At 74.4% G+C, this 12919-nt stretch carries 9 protein-coding genes, 1 tRNA gene and 1 pseudogene; 4 read left to right on the top strand and 7 right to left on the bottom strand.

Annotation, left to right across the window (positions count from 1 at the left end; all coding sequences use genetic code 11):
* Positions 1-123 precede the first annotated feature (123 nt).
* Entirely contained in the window at positions 124-762 is a 639-nt protein-coding gene (locus tag AB0D08_RS19890) for a histidine phosphatase family protein (protein WP_033818149.1), read from the top strand.
* An 84-nt stretch (positions 763-846) separates the two neighbouring features.
* Here AB0D08_RS19890 and AB0D08_RS19885 read toward each other — a convergent pair whose 3' ends face one another.
* Positions 847-2232, bottom strand: a complete 1386-nt coding sequence (locus tag AB0D08_RS19885) for a hypothetical protein (RefSeq protein ID WP_033818150.1) — start codon at positions 2230-2232, stop codon at positions 847-849.
* A gap of 344 nt (positions 2233-2576) precedes the next feature.
* Here AB0D08_RS19885 and AB0D08_RS19880 point away from each other — a divergent pair, with 344 nt between their 5' ends.
* Together AB0D08_RS19880 and AB0D08_RS19875 are read left to right on the top strand one after the other, a co-directional pair.
* Positions 2577-3098, top strand: coding sequence for a hypothetical protein (locus AB0D08_RS19880; RefSeq protein WP_359890256.1), 522 nt, complete (start codon positions 2577-2579; stop codon positions 3096-3098).
* Between the two features lie 88 nt (positions 3099-3186).
* Positions 3187-4134, top strand: a complete 948-nt coding sequence (locus AB0D08_RS19875) for a fused MFS/spermidine synthase (protein WP_359890253.1) — start codon at positions 3187-3189, stop codon at positions 4132-4134.
* A gap of 149 nt (positions 4135-4283) precedes the next feature.
* On the opposite strand, the gene AB0D08_RS19870 is transcribed toward AB0D08_RS19875, so the two are convergent.
* The 5 genes and pseudogenes from AB0D08_RS19870 to AB0D08_RS19850 form a co-directional block, all read right to left on the bottom strand.
* Positions 4284-5255 (bottom strand): hypothetical protein, encoded by a 972-nt coding sequence (locus tag AB0D08_RS19870; protein WP_359890250.1) that lies wholly within the window; start codon positions 5253-5255, stop codon positions 4284-4286.
* Positions 5256-5742: 487 nt separating this feature from the next.
* The gene (locus tag AB0D08_RS19865) at positions 5743-6189 is read right to left on the bottom strand and encodes a DUF4442 domain-containing protein (RefSeq protein ID WP_033818152.1); all 447 of its coding nucleotides are present in this window, start codon (positions 6187-6189) and stop codon (positions 5743-5745) included.
* A gap of 130 nt (positions 6190-6319) precedes the next feature.
* Positions 6320-6395 (bottom strand) — tRNA-His (locus tag AB0D08_RS19860).
* Between the two features lie 100 nt (positions 6396-6495).
* Entirely contained in the window at positions 6496-7098 is a 603-nt protein-coding gene (gene orn, locus AB0D08_RS19855; RefSeq protein WP_033818153.1) for an oligoribonuclease, read from the bottom strand.
* Between the two features lie 962 nt (positions 7099-8060).
* A pseudogene (locus tag AB0D08_RS19850) lies at positions 8061-9008 on the bottom strand (helix-turn-helix domain-containing protein); the annotation flags it as partial.
* Between the two features lie 1400 nt (positions 9009-10408).
* Between AB0D08_RS19850 and AB0D08_RS19845 the strand changes: the two are divergent.
* Positions 10409-11263 (top strand): GNAT family N-acetyltransferase, encoded by an 855-nt coding sequence (locus AB0D08_RS19845; protein WP_359890245.1) that lies wholly within the window; start codon positions 10409-10411, stop codon positions 11261-11263.
* A gap of 190 nt (positions 11264-11453) precedes the next feature.
* On the opposite strand, the gene AB0D08_RS19840 is transcribed toward AB0D08_RS19845, so the two are convergent.
* A complete protein-coding gene (locus AB0D08_RS19840; RefSeq protein ID WP_199520248.1) occupies positions 11454-12383 on the bottom strand; it encodes an HAD family hydrolase in 930 nt (309 codons plus the stop codon).
* Positions 12384-12919: the final 536 nt, after the last annotated feature.

Here is a 12919-nt window from a genome sequence, read left to right as displayed (position 1 = left end):
CCGGCGTCGTCCGGGTCCGGAGGACGCCCCTACCCGCCGGTAGTCGGCCGGTGCGAGATCATGAGGAGGGGGCCCTCAACGGCGAGCCAGGCCGCCGCGTACCAAGCCGCGAGGAGAAACCGCATGCCAGCCCGAATCGTGCTCGTCCGCCATGGTGAGACCGCGTGGTCGGCCACCGGCCAGCACACCGGCCGCACCGACGTCCCGCTCACCGAGGAGGGCCGCGCGATGGCCCGTGCTCTCGGTGCCCGGCTGGCCGAGGCGCCGTGGAACGGCCTCCCCGAGGCCGTCGTCTACACCAGCCCGCTGTCCCGGGCCCGGGAGACCTGCGAACTGGCCGGCTTCGGCGACCGCGCCATCGACCGGCCGGAACTGCTCGAATGGGACTACGGCCAGTACGAGGGCCGTACCGGCCAGGACATCCGCGCCACCGACCACCCCGGCTGGCTGATCTGGCGCGACGGCGTGCCCGGCGGCGAGAAGCTCTCCGAGGTGGCCGCCCGGGTCGACAGCCTGATCGAGGACCTCAACTCCCGGCACGGGCTCCCGCATCCGGACACCACCACGATGCACGCAGCCGACTGCGAGGTGGTGCTCTTCGCCCACGGCCACCTGCTGCGGATCCTCACCGCCCGCTGGCTCGGCCTGCCGCCGGAGTACGCCCAGCGCTTCAAGCTCGGCACGGCCTCGCTGTCGGTGCTGTCCTGGGAGTACGGCCTGCCTGCGGTGGAGATCTGGAACGACCACAGCCACCTCGACTGACCACCGCCGCGCCACCGGTCCGCCCCGGGCGGCTGGCCCCGGCCCGGGTGCCAGGGGACGGACCGGCCGCTTCGGCGGGGGTGCTCAGGCCGCCGCGACGGCGGTCCGGTAGGACTCCAGGAACCGCTGCACCTCCGGCACCCGCCGGTGCTCCACCAGCCGCCCGGCCGTGTGCGCGAGCATCCCCCGGATCCGGGCCGAGCGGACCTGCGCCAGCAGCCCGGTGGCCGCGTCGGCGTGCTCGGCGGCGCCCCGCAGGTCGCCGCGCCCGAGCCGGTCGTGGGCCAGCTCGGCGGTGTAGAGCGCCCGGTTGCGGACGAAGTGCGGCTGCTGGAGCGCTATCGCCTGCCGGGCCCGCTCGCTCGCCAGGTCCCACTCACCGAGCGCCGCCCGGCACTGGGCCTCCAGGCCGGCCAGCTCGGCCTCGCCGAAGAACGACATCCACTCCGGGTCGGCGCCCGACCCGCCGCGGTCGAACAGCGCGTACGCCCTGGAGAGCGCCTGCTCGCAGGCGGCCCGGTCCTGCAGCAGGGCCCAGCCACCGGCCTCCCGCATGGACAGCAGCGAGAGCAGGCGGGCGGAGCCCAGCCGCCGGGCGGCGGCCTGCCCGGCCTGGGCCGCGCGCAGTGCCTCCCGCGGCCGGCCGGCGTCCCGGGCCAGAAAGGCGCTGTTGCAGAAGACATGGGCCTCCAGCGCCGCGTCGCCCGCCATCCGGGCGGTGGCCAGTGCCTCCGAGTAGAACGAGCGGGCGTCCATCAGCCGGTTCGAATCGTGCGCCAACCAGCCCACCGAGATGGCCAGTTCACCGGCCCCGGCCTGGAGCCGGCGCTCGGTGGCGGCACTGTGGACGCTGTCGTTGAGCAGCAGGTAGGCGTTGCGCAGCGACTGCCCGGCCCGCTCGAACAAGGTGTCGCCGCCGACGGCGTCGTCGAGCAGCCTGATCTCCCGTACGGCCTGCTCCACCCCCCGGACCTCCGCGGCGCCCACCTTGCGGGGGGCCGGCAGGTCCGGCCGCGGGTCGAACGGCGGCGGGGCCGCGGCCTGCGCGGGGCCGTCCAGGCCGAGCGCAGCCGCGAGGGCGGTCGGGCCGCCGCTCAGGAATGTCCGGCGACGCACGTCGTCGTTCTCCTCATCGGGCCGGTGCAGGTCGTCGAGCGGGGGCGGTGCGGCCGGTCCGCCCCCGGTGGCCCGGCGGCGGACCGCGGTCCGCGGGGCGAAGCCTAGGTCCGCCAGGGAACGTCCCGGCCACATGTGGCGGAACACTCGCTCGTACGCGTAGTTGGGACAGCGGATCTCACCCGCCTCGACCCGCCCGACGTAGCGCGCGTCGCAGGACACGTGCTCGCCGATCTCCCGCGCCGCCCGGCGCACCGCGGTGGCGAACTCCCCGGGGGAGAGGTCGCCGCGCAGCTCGCGCATGACGGTGTTGGGGGCCGCGGGCGCGGGCCCGTCCGGTCGGGTCGCTGTCATGCTGCGCTCCGTGGTCGTGCACCGGGAGGTGTGCCGGGTGTGCCGGGTGATCCGGGTACGCCGGGCGGGGGCCGGGTGGTGCGGGTGACCTCCCGGTGTCGGCAAGACAGTACCCGCCGTCACGCACCGGTTACTGCGGGTTGCCGCGCAATCTCCGGGCAATAGCGGACATATCGCTCCGGTGTGCCGGTATCCGCCATGAAATGCCATGCCTTGCTGTACGCCACCCCGTGGCCTCGGACGCCCTCCGTGCGTTGTCCTGATACGTGGAAGCCCCCGTCACCCGCCCCCACCCGACCGAGTGACCCGGCTTCCGACCTGACGAGGTGACAGCAGGAGGGCTCATGGCCATCGGAGTGCCCCACCATCGACGTCTGGCCACCCAGTGGGTCCTGCCCGGTGTGGCCCCCGCACTCCTGCCGGAGGCCCCGGGCGGTGAGCGGGCGGTCCTCGGCGGGGGCGGAGCGGGATCCGTCCGTCCGGCGGTCTGCCAGGGTGCCACTGCGGGCCGGCCGTCCAAGTCGCCCCGCTCCCCGGTCCGGTACGACCTGGTGACGGTCTCGGTCCGGCACGGCCTGGAGACCGTCGACATCCTCCGGCTCCGCCGTGCCTGCGGGGCAGTGCTGCAGACGGCGGGCGGCTCGGCCATCGCCTTCCTGGTCCCGGCCGGCACCGCCGACAGCTGGCACCTGCCCGGCAGCTCCTGTACCGCCGGCGCCTCCGTGCTGGCCCCCTCCGATCCGCGCTGGGTGATCCCTCCGACCGGCCCCGAGGGTCCAGCCAGGCCGACCGATGCGTGGGTGCTGCGCTCGGCGCTCTGCGAGGCCGCCTGCACGCTCACCGCAGGCGGCCTCGGGCCGTTCTGACCCCGCCCGCGGTGAACGTGCAGGCGGCACCGCCGGACGGCGGCGGACGGCGGTCACCCCCCGCCCGCGGTCGGCAGATAATGGCCGCATGGGACGCAGCAGGGCCGGCAAGGCTTCGAACAGGGCCGATCAGGCCGGTACCACCGCCACCACCGGCGCATCGCCCGGTGCGTCCCCCGGCGCGCCCGGCGGCCGCACCCACGCGCAGGGTCCGCTGGTCCGCGCGGTCGACTCCGGCCACGCCGAGCTGCGCCCCGACCGGGACCGCCCGCGCGCCTGGCAGCTGCTGCTGGACGGCGCACCCCAGTCGCTCGTCGACCTCGACGACCCGGCCCACCTCGGCTTCGAGTACCAGCGCAGGCTCGGCCATGTGATCGACCTCGCGGGCCCGCCCGGCCGTCCCGCCACCGTGCTGCACCTGGGCGGCGGAGCCCTCACCCTGGCCCGCTACGTCGCCGCCACCCGCCCGCGCTCCCGCCAGCAGGTCGCCGAGATCGACACCGCGCTCACCGAACTGGTGCGCGCGGAGCTTCCCTTGGAGCGGGGCTGGCAGATCAAGGTGCGCGGCTCGGACGCCCGCTCGGTGCTCGAACGGACGCCGGAGGGCTCGGCCGACCTGGTCATCGCGGACGTCTTCGCCGGAGCCCGGGTGCCGGCCCACTGCGCCACGGTGGAGTTCGCCGCGCTCGCCGCGAAGGCCCTGGCCCCCGGCGGCCGGTTCGCCGTCAACATCACCGACGGCTCGACGCTGCCCTTCGCCCGGAGCCAGGCCGCCACCCTGCTCGCGGTCTTCCCCGAGGTCTGCCTGGTCGCCGACCCGGCGGTGCTGCGCGGCAAACGGTTCGGCAACCTGATCCTGCTGGCCGGCCACCAGCCCCTGCCGCTCGCCGAACTGGGCCGACGGGTGGCCTCCGACTCCTACCTCGGCCGGATCGAGCACGGCCGCGCCCTGACCGACTTCACGGCCGGGGCCGCCCCGGCGACGGACGCCACGGCGGCCCCGTCACCCACCCCGCCACCCGGCGTCTTCAGCTGACGGACGGGTGGGCGGGCAGCCGGGATGCTCGGTCCGGGGTGCCCGGTCAGGTGGTGACGGGTTCGGGATGCTCGGTGCGGGGTGCCCGGTCCGGGATGCTCGGTGCGGGGTGTCCGGTCAGGTGGTGACGGGTCCGCCGTGGTGCCGTGTCAGTGGCCGCGGGGCAGGCCACGGTGCTTGTACGTGGCGGCGCCGGTCAGCAGTAGTCCGGCGACGATCGGTACCAGCACCGCCGTCCCGCTCTCCGCACCACCCCGCCGGCCCGGGGCGGCGGCGAGGGCCAGTTCGTCCGTGGGAGCGTCCTGCCCGTCCAGGCCCTGGGCGACGCCGGGGGGGACCGCCGTGACCGCCCGCCCCGACGGGAACGCCCCCGCGTGGCCGGACCCCGGGAGCGACACCGCGCCCGGATCCGGTACCTCGGTCCCCAGGTCCTCCTCGGGGCCGGACGCGTCCGGACCGCCGAGGCCGCTCCCGGCGACCGGCACCACGGGCAGCGGCGCAGCCGTGTCGGCCCCCTCCTCCTCGCTGCCCGCCGGGTGGGAACGGGACGCGCGGGCCGGGACGTCGGCCCGGCTCTGCGGCGGCACGGAGGGAAGCAGCACGGTCGCGATGGCGAAGGCGTCGGGCACCGTGGTGGCCTGGCCGGGCAGGGGGAGTCCGCCGGCCCGGATCCGGTCCTGCAGCACCTGTTCCACCGGCTGCGCCGACCGGTCCAGGACCGGTGCGACGGTATCGGTCAGCCCGTCGAGCAACGCGCCCGCCGGGGCGTCCGCGTGGGCGGAGCGGCGCTCGGTGTCGGTCGTGGCGTGCGCGGCGGTGCTGAACCCGAGCCCCAGCCCCCAGACTTGGGCGAGTACGGCGCCACCTGCGGCCAGCGTCCGGGCCGTGGAGCCCGCCCTCGCCCCGGGCAGCCGCCCGGCCACGCCGCCCGCACGGGCGATGCCGGCGCGGGCGGGGCGGGTGCGGGCGGGTCCGGTGAGGTCAGCGGGGCCGGTGGGGCCGGTGGGGCCGGTGTCGAGCCCGCTACGGCCGGTGACGCCGAGGTCCGCCCCGCTGCCTCCGGTGGCGCGAGGACTGCCGACGGCATCCGGAGGCGGGGGCTTCGCATGATTGGCTCGCACGTGAGGGGAGAACGAGCGGACAGGGCCGAAGGTCACGCCCGGCGGTGACTCTGCGTCAGCATCGGCGCGTGTTCAACGGTCACCACGGCGCCGTTCCGCGCCCCGGGGTGCACCGGGCCGGATGGGAAGGCCTGGACGTTCCCGGATGTCCTGGCGGGCGGCCGGCGCCCCCGAGGGTCGATTTCCGGCCGATCTGGCAGCCCTTCGGACAGGCGGCGTACTCCCGGCAGCGGTGCCTCAGCTCCCCGCCGCCCGAGGCCCGATTCCTGCTGCCCGGTCGCGCGGTCCGACCCGCGCCGTCCGACCCGGGCGGGTGTGCTCCCGGCCGCGGCCGTACGCACCGGCCCCTCCGGACCGGCGGCGCCTGCCCCGCGCCCTGCCGCCCCTGCTGGGCGTACGGGGCGGGGAGCGGCCGTAGCGCGGACGCTCCGGAGGGCCCTGGCCGTGCTGCCAGTGGGGCCCCCGGAGCGTCAGGCGCGGACGCGGCTCAGGAGTTGGGGCGCAGGGTCCACGTGATGGTCATCACACCGGTGACGTCGCCGTCGGCACGGGTGATCTCCACGGTGACCGGGAAGACCGGGCGCTCGCCCTTGTCCAGCTCCGCCACCACGTCGGCGATCGGCCGGCCCAGCGTGGCCGTCGCGGTGACCACGCCCATCGCGAGCTTCTTGTACGCGATCTCGGCGTTGACGGCCAGCGGCACGGCGCGGGACAGCTGGTCCCCGAAGGCGGCGAGCACGATGCAGCCGCTCGCGGACTCGGCCAGGGTGAACATCGCACCGGCGTGCGGACCGCCGACGTGGTTGTGGAAGGCGGGCTGATCGGGCAGCTGGAGCACGGCCCGCTCGGGGGTCGTCTCCAGGTACTCGATCTTGAGCGTGTGAGCCATGGGGACGGTGGAGTCGAGCAGCTGCCCGATCGAAGGTGTGGTCATGGCAGCAATGTTACTAGTGGGTAGCTTCATCGGGGAGGGGTGCCCGCACGTGGAGTTGGTGCCGGCCGGTCTGTGTACGCGGAAACGCCAGAGGGCCCGATCTCGTGAAGAGATCGGACCCTCTGGTCGATGGGGTGAGTGACGGGACTCGAACCCGCGGCCACCTGGACCACAACCAGGTGCTCTACCAACTGAGCTACACCCACCATCTGTCCGGGGCGTTCCCGCTCCGACAGGAAGAACTCTACAGGATCCGGAAGGGTGCTCGCGCCAGGGTTTCGCACACCCTCCGGACCGGAGGGCTGGTCAGGGCGTCGGCAGCTGGTGCCTGGTCGCGATGGCCCGGGCGGTGTCCCCGTCCGGCCCGGGCTGCTCGACGAACACGGCCTCGCGGTAGTAGCGGAGTTCGGCGATGCTCTCGCGGATGTCCGCGAGGGCCCGGTGGTTTCCGCCCTTCTGCGGGCTGTTGTAGTAGGCGCGCGGGTACCAGCGGCGGGCCAGCTCCTTGATCGAGGAGACGTCCACGATCCGGTAGTGCAGGTACCCCTCGAGCGTCGGCATGTCCCGGGACAGGAAGCCGCGGTCGGTCGCGACCGAGTTCCCGCACAGCGGCGTCTTGCCGGCCTCGGGCACGTGCTCGCGGATGTACGCGAGCACCAGCTCCTCGGCCTCGGCCAGGGTGACGCCGTCCTCCAGCTCGGCGAGCAGGCCGGAGGAGGTGTGCATGGTGCGCACCACCTCCGGCATGGTCTCCACCGCCTCGGCGGGCGGGCGGATCACGACCTCCACGCCCTCGCCGAGGATGTTCAGTTCCGAGTCGGTCACCAGCGCGGCGACCTCGACCAGGGCGTCCCGGTCGAGGTCGAGGCCGGTCATTTCACAGTCGATCCATACCAAGCGGTCATTCACGCCACTCACCCTACGGCGCGATCACGCGTGGCGGAGAGCGGTCGGGCCGTACGGGCGTGCGGAGCCTCGCCGCGTTCGGCCTGCTCGTCGCCCGCACGCGGCGCCGCCTCCGGACCCGGGACGCCGGTGACCGCCCCGTCGTCCTCGTCCGGATGGGGAGCGGCCGGTCCCGGGCCGCCGTCCGGACGGTGGCCCAGACCCTGGTCGCGGGCGCTCGGCTGGTCCTGGCCCTGGTCGTCGGCGACCGCGTGCTCCACGGCCCTGCCTTCGCCCCTGCCCCTGGTCCGGCCGTCGATCCCGCCGCCCGCCCGGTCTTCGCCGCCGCGGTTGCTGCCGCGGTCGTCGGACCGGTCGTCCGAGCGCCGGTCGCCCGGCCGCAGGTCATCCCGTCGCAGATCTTCCCGTCGCTGGTCCTCCCGACGCTGGTCCTCCCGGGGACCGGTGTGCAGGCCGGTCCGAGGGTCGAACCGTGGACCGAGCCGTCCCGGACCCGGGGCGTCGGGCGCGAGCCCGCCGGTACGGCCTAGCGGACGTTCCAGGGGCCGTTCGAGCGGGCGCTCGCCCACCCGGTCCGCGCTGCGGTCGGCCCCCCGGTCCGGTGCACGGTCCGGCATGCGGTCCGGGAGCCGGTCGGAGCTGCGGACCGGACGCCCGCCGGTGGAGGACGGACCCGGCTGGGGCGGGACCATCGGGCGGACACGGTTGCGCGCGCCCGCCGGCGATCCCGCGGGCTGTCCGGAGGCCACGGCGCCGTGGATGCCGGGCGCGCCCGGGAGCCCCTGGCCGCCGGGCGCGTTCGACGGCGCCCCGAGGTACCCCGACGTGCCCGCCTGGGCACCCGGTCCGCTGTACCCGCCCGCCATGCCCTGACCGCCCGTCACGCCGCCCTGGCCTGCCGAGGCCAGGCTCGGAGCCGGACGGTCGCCGGGCAGCCCCTGCGCCGGGACCAGGCCGGACGGTGCCGGCCGACGGGCCCGGTAGGTGGTCCGGTACGCGGCCGGTGACACGCCCAACTGGCGCCGGAAGTGCCCCCGCAGGGCCACCGGCGACCGGAAACCGCAACGGCGCGCGACATCGTCCACCGACAGGTCGGACGTCTCCAGCAGCCGCTGGGCCTGCAACACCCGCTGGGTGATCAGCCACTGCAACGGCGCACTGCCGGTGAGCGTGCGGAACCGCCGGTCGAAGGTGCGCCGGCTCATGTACGCGCGCGCGGCCAGCACCTCCACGTCGAACTGCTGGTTGAGGTTCTCCAGCGCCCAGGTGACCACCTCGGCCAGCGGGTCGTTGCCGATCTCCTCAGGTAAAGACTGATCGATGTACTGGGCCTGACCGCCGCCGCTGCGCCGGTTCGGCACCACCAGACGGCGGGCCAGGGCGTTGGCCGCCTCGGTGCCGTGGTCGCTGCGGACCACGTGCAGGCAGAGGTCGATGCCGGCCGCCGTCCCCGCGGAGGTGAGCACGTCCCCGTCGTCGACGAAGAGCTCGCGCGGGTCGACATGCACGCGCGGGTACCGCTTGGCCAGCGTCGGCGCGTACATCCAGTGCGTGGTGGCCGGACGGCCGTCGAGCAGGCCGGCCGCCGCGAGGACGAACGCGCCCGTGCACAGGCCGATGATCCGGGCGCCCTCGTGGTGCGCCTTGCGCAGGGCGGTGATCGCCTCGGCCGGCGGCGGCTGGGAGATCGACCGCCAGGCCGGGACCACGATGGTGCCCGCCCGGGCGAGCGCCTCCAGCCCGTACGGCGCGGTCAGGGTGAGGCCGCCCGTGGTGGTCAGCGGGCCCTCCTCACCGGCGCAGACCAGCAGCCGGTAGCGTGGCACCCCGGCGTCCTGGCGGTCCACGCCGAAGACGGAGAGCGGGATGGAGCTCTCGAAGATCGGCGCGCCGCTGAAGATCAGCACCGCCACCGTCTCCCGGCGGCGTCGACCGGAGAGCTTGCGGGGGGCGGGGCCGGAGAGCGGGACGGGTCCGTTCGTCCCCGTGCCGCCATTGCCGCCGGCGAGGGCGGTGCCGGAGCCGGTGGTGGCGCCGCCTCCGTTACCGACTCCACCCGGACCGCTCAGGGCCGACGAGGAGACAGCGGAGCCGGTGGGCAGGCCGGTGGCGGCCGGCCCCGGGGTCCCGTACGGACCGGCCGGGTGGCCCAGGGAGGTGCCGTAGCCGCTGCCGCCGCCCATGCTGCCGGTGGTTCCGCCGCTGAGAGCCGTGCCGTTGGACGGCGGTCCGGACGGCAGGCCGGGCCCGGCGCCGCGCGGGGTGAGGTGCGTGGACGGAGCGTACGCCGCCGAGGCCCGCGCGCCGGACGGGAACTGGCCGTGCGTCAGGCCGGAGCCGGTGCCGAGCCCGGTGTTGATGCTTGCGCTGTGAGCGGGGCCGGGGCCGGGGCCGCTTCCGGTGCCGAGGACTGAGCCGGTGGCTGCGGTCGGGGCGGCGGGCGAGGTGGCGGAATCGGCGGGACGGTAGCCGATCTGACCGCCGGTCGGGTGGCCGGGACTCGCCGGGGCGACCCGATTCGGCCTGGACGCACCAGTTCTGGAGGCCCGGCCCGGGAGACTGGTCGACGGCTGGCCGCTGTCAGGACCCGTGTCGCTCCTGCTCACCCTGCTCAAGGCGCTCCAGCCCCCTCGGTGGTGTGGTGTGGTGGTGCCGCGCTGCTCGCCAAGATCGAATCTACTTGGTGGACCGTTGCCGTTGTGACAAGTTCACCATCCGACGCTATGTCGACATGGCAATTTGGCGCGATGCATTCGATCACGAAGCGTGGCACCCGTCGACCCCCCTGTGAAGGGGGCGGGCGCAATGGTGGCTGGTTGTCACACGACCGATCACCCGCCGTCGCCGACCGCCACCCCTCTGTCATCGGCTTGGGCTGCGGCTTTGTCCAAGCGGAAGGGGGTGTCTGCAGATTGACCGAAAATAGGCGGTGGGAGACAGGGGCGCGCAGGCCATTCACGCGCGCCTCCTGAGGCCTGACGACACAGGGGTTCCGCCGTAGGCGCACGAGTCGGAGCGGCGGGGTTGGCGTCCGAGCTCACGCACGGTTCCCGGCAGGACCCGTGGGGCGGACAGGTGGCCGGGCGCGACGGCCTCACCGTGCCGCGTGCCGGGCACGATGAACGCGCCGTGGGGCGCCGTGGGGCGCCGGGAGTCGCCGGGAGCCTGGGGAGTGGTGACCGCGGGCGCGCGGGTGCGCGGGTGCGCGGGGTGCAGGCGGTGCTCTGCGGCGGCGGCTGCCGGTGAAGGTGCGCTGCAGTGGCCGGCTGACGGGCCGGCCGGTGCCCGCCCGTGAGCCCGTTATCGTCGGGCCATGGAGATACCGGGCCGGCTCGAACTGGCCAACGACAACGCGGCCGCGTTCCAACTCGCCCAGGCCGAGGCCCGGGGGTGGCTCGCTCTCCGGCGTCCCGGGTTCGCCGCGGTCCGGCCGGACCGCGGCCCCGAGCAGGTGGAGGCCGACCGCGTCGTGGTGACCCGGCCGTACGCCGACCCGAGCGCGCTGGAAGCCGAACTCGTGGAGCTCTTCAAGGAGTGGGACACCGGCCACCTCTGTCTCGAGGACCCGTACGGGCGCCTGGACCTCTCCCGTTTCGGCTGCGAGGCGGCGCGAGGGAAGCCGGTGATGGCCCGCCCGCCAGGTCCGCCCGATTCCGATGTCGATGCCGACGCCGACGCTGGCGCCAATGCTGACGCCGGCCGGCGCCGCTATCCGGCCGACGTCGGCCTGACGGTCCATGAGGTGATCGGCGTGGACGACCTCGCGGAGGCCGAGCGCACCGTGGTCCACGGCTTCCCCGAACTCGCCCGGTTGCCCTGGCAGCGCGGCGGCCTGTTCCCGGCCGCGCTGCTGGAACGTCCCGGCTACCGGGTCTGGCTGGCCCGGCGCGGAGGTACGCCGGCCAGCGCCTGCGTGACGTACGACGACGGAGCGGCCGTGGGCGTGTACTGGGTCGCCACACTCCCGGAACACCGCTCGAAGGGAGCCGCCGGAGCCGTCATCGGCCAGGCCCTCGCGGCCCACCCTGACCGGCTCGCCACTCTGACGGCCACCGAGTCGGGCGAACCGCTCTACCGCCGGATGGGCTTCCGGGAACAGGGCGTGAGCCGCTGGTGGCGCTACCCGCGGACCGTTCCCGCGGCGTCATCGGCCGCGGGCCCGAGGTAGGTGGACTCGACGTAGCCCGACGTAACTCGACGTAGGCGGTCTGCGTGGCGATCGGCATCGCCACCCGCGTCCTGATCGACCGGAGGCCGGAGCAAGCACGCTCCGGGCACCCCGGACCGGTGCGGTGGCCGGCTGACTCGGTACCGGTCCCGGTCCCGGTCTCGCTCCCGGTCGCCGGCCCGGTCCCGATCTATGCGGGCTGGGCGGCCTGGCGGCCCTGGGCGGTCTGCGGCAGCTGTGTGGTCTGGGGGAGCTGCGCGGTCTGGGGAAGCTTCAGCGGACGGGGGAGCGGCGTGGCCGGTACGCCGGGGATGCCCGGGATGACCTGCGTCTCCGGTCCCACGCCCTGGACGCCCTGGGCGACACCCTGGACGATCCGTGCGGCACGGGCCAGTTGGGGCCGGAGCCGGGGTCGGGCCGGTGTCCGGGCAGCCCGGGAGCCGACCGCGGTCGGGGCGTTGCGCGCGGTCAGGACCATCCCGACGGCCTCGGGCAGCCCGCGGGCCTTCAGGGTCGGCCGGTACCCCTGTTCGCTCCAGGGGCGCCCGTGGTGCAGCCAGACGCTGCGCAGCCCCGTCGCCTCCGCGCCCGCGATGTCCGCCGGTGCATGGTCACCCACCATCCACGTTTCGGCGACCCAGTCGGCCATCGGCGGTACGCCGCATCGCTGTGCGGCGATCTCGAAGATCAACGGGTCGGGTTTGACGCAGTTCGCCTCCTCCGAGATCACCCAGCCGTCGACGAGGGCGGAGAGCCCGGTACGCCGGATCTTCTCCAACTGCGGGCGGGTGCCCCCGTTGCTGACGATGCCGAGTGTCCAGCCTGCCGAGCGGGCGGCCCGGAGGGCTTGGACGTGTGAATCCGGACAGGCGATATGGGAGTTGATTCCCCGGCGGTAGTGGGCAAGAAGAAGGTCGAGCGAGTGGTCGAGTCCGTAACGGCGTTTGGTGGCACCCAACACCGTCTCCCGGGGCACGTAGCCGCTCCCGTCGATGGTGGACATCCACTCGATGTCGGTGGCCGGCAGGCTGTGCTCGGCCAGGAAGTCCTGTGCCCAGGATCGGTAGGCGGCGTCCCTCGGGAGGAGCGTGTTGTCGAGGTCGAACAGGAGCAGCGACATGCGCAGCATGCTGCCAGTGACGAACCGTATGCATCTGGCAATTGCCAACGGGCGGCCCGAAATGCAGGGGAATGGCCGGATCGAGTCGACACTGTGTGACGGGAGGGATACGCGGGTCGGGTGGGGCGAAAGGGTTCAGGACGGATCGGCCGCGGGGGCGGGCGGAAGGGACAGGACGCAGGGGGATGACGGTCGGGTCACGTTGTGTGTATGTCCTGTTGCGTGCGGGCGACTGTTCGGTCAAGCTCCAGGGAACCTTCTCTCCGTTCGGGGCTCGGTACCGCCTCCGGCTCCGGTCGGCGGAGGGGGCGCGTTCGGTTCGGCGTGCACCCCGCCATTGGCGGGATCGTCCGCCGGATCCGGTCTCCGGCGCTGGGCCGGAGCCCCGGCTCGTCGTACTCTGAAAGGAACAGGTCGCATTCAGTGGTGCTCGGCGTGGACCGGCGCGATGCCGCGGAGTGGATCTGTTGTCGGGGCCGTTCAGGCCTCTCCTGTCGGCCCGCCTCAGTGTGAAGAGCTTTGAGCCATGGTTGGTT

It is taken from the genome of Kitasatospora sp. NPDC048540, from assembly GCF_040651175.1.
In the GTDB taxonomy this organism is placed as follows: Bacteria; Actinomycetota; Actinomycetes; order Streptomycetales; family Streptomycetaceae; genus Kitasatospora.
This window is presented reverse-complemented; position numbering and strand designations above follow the sequence as displayed.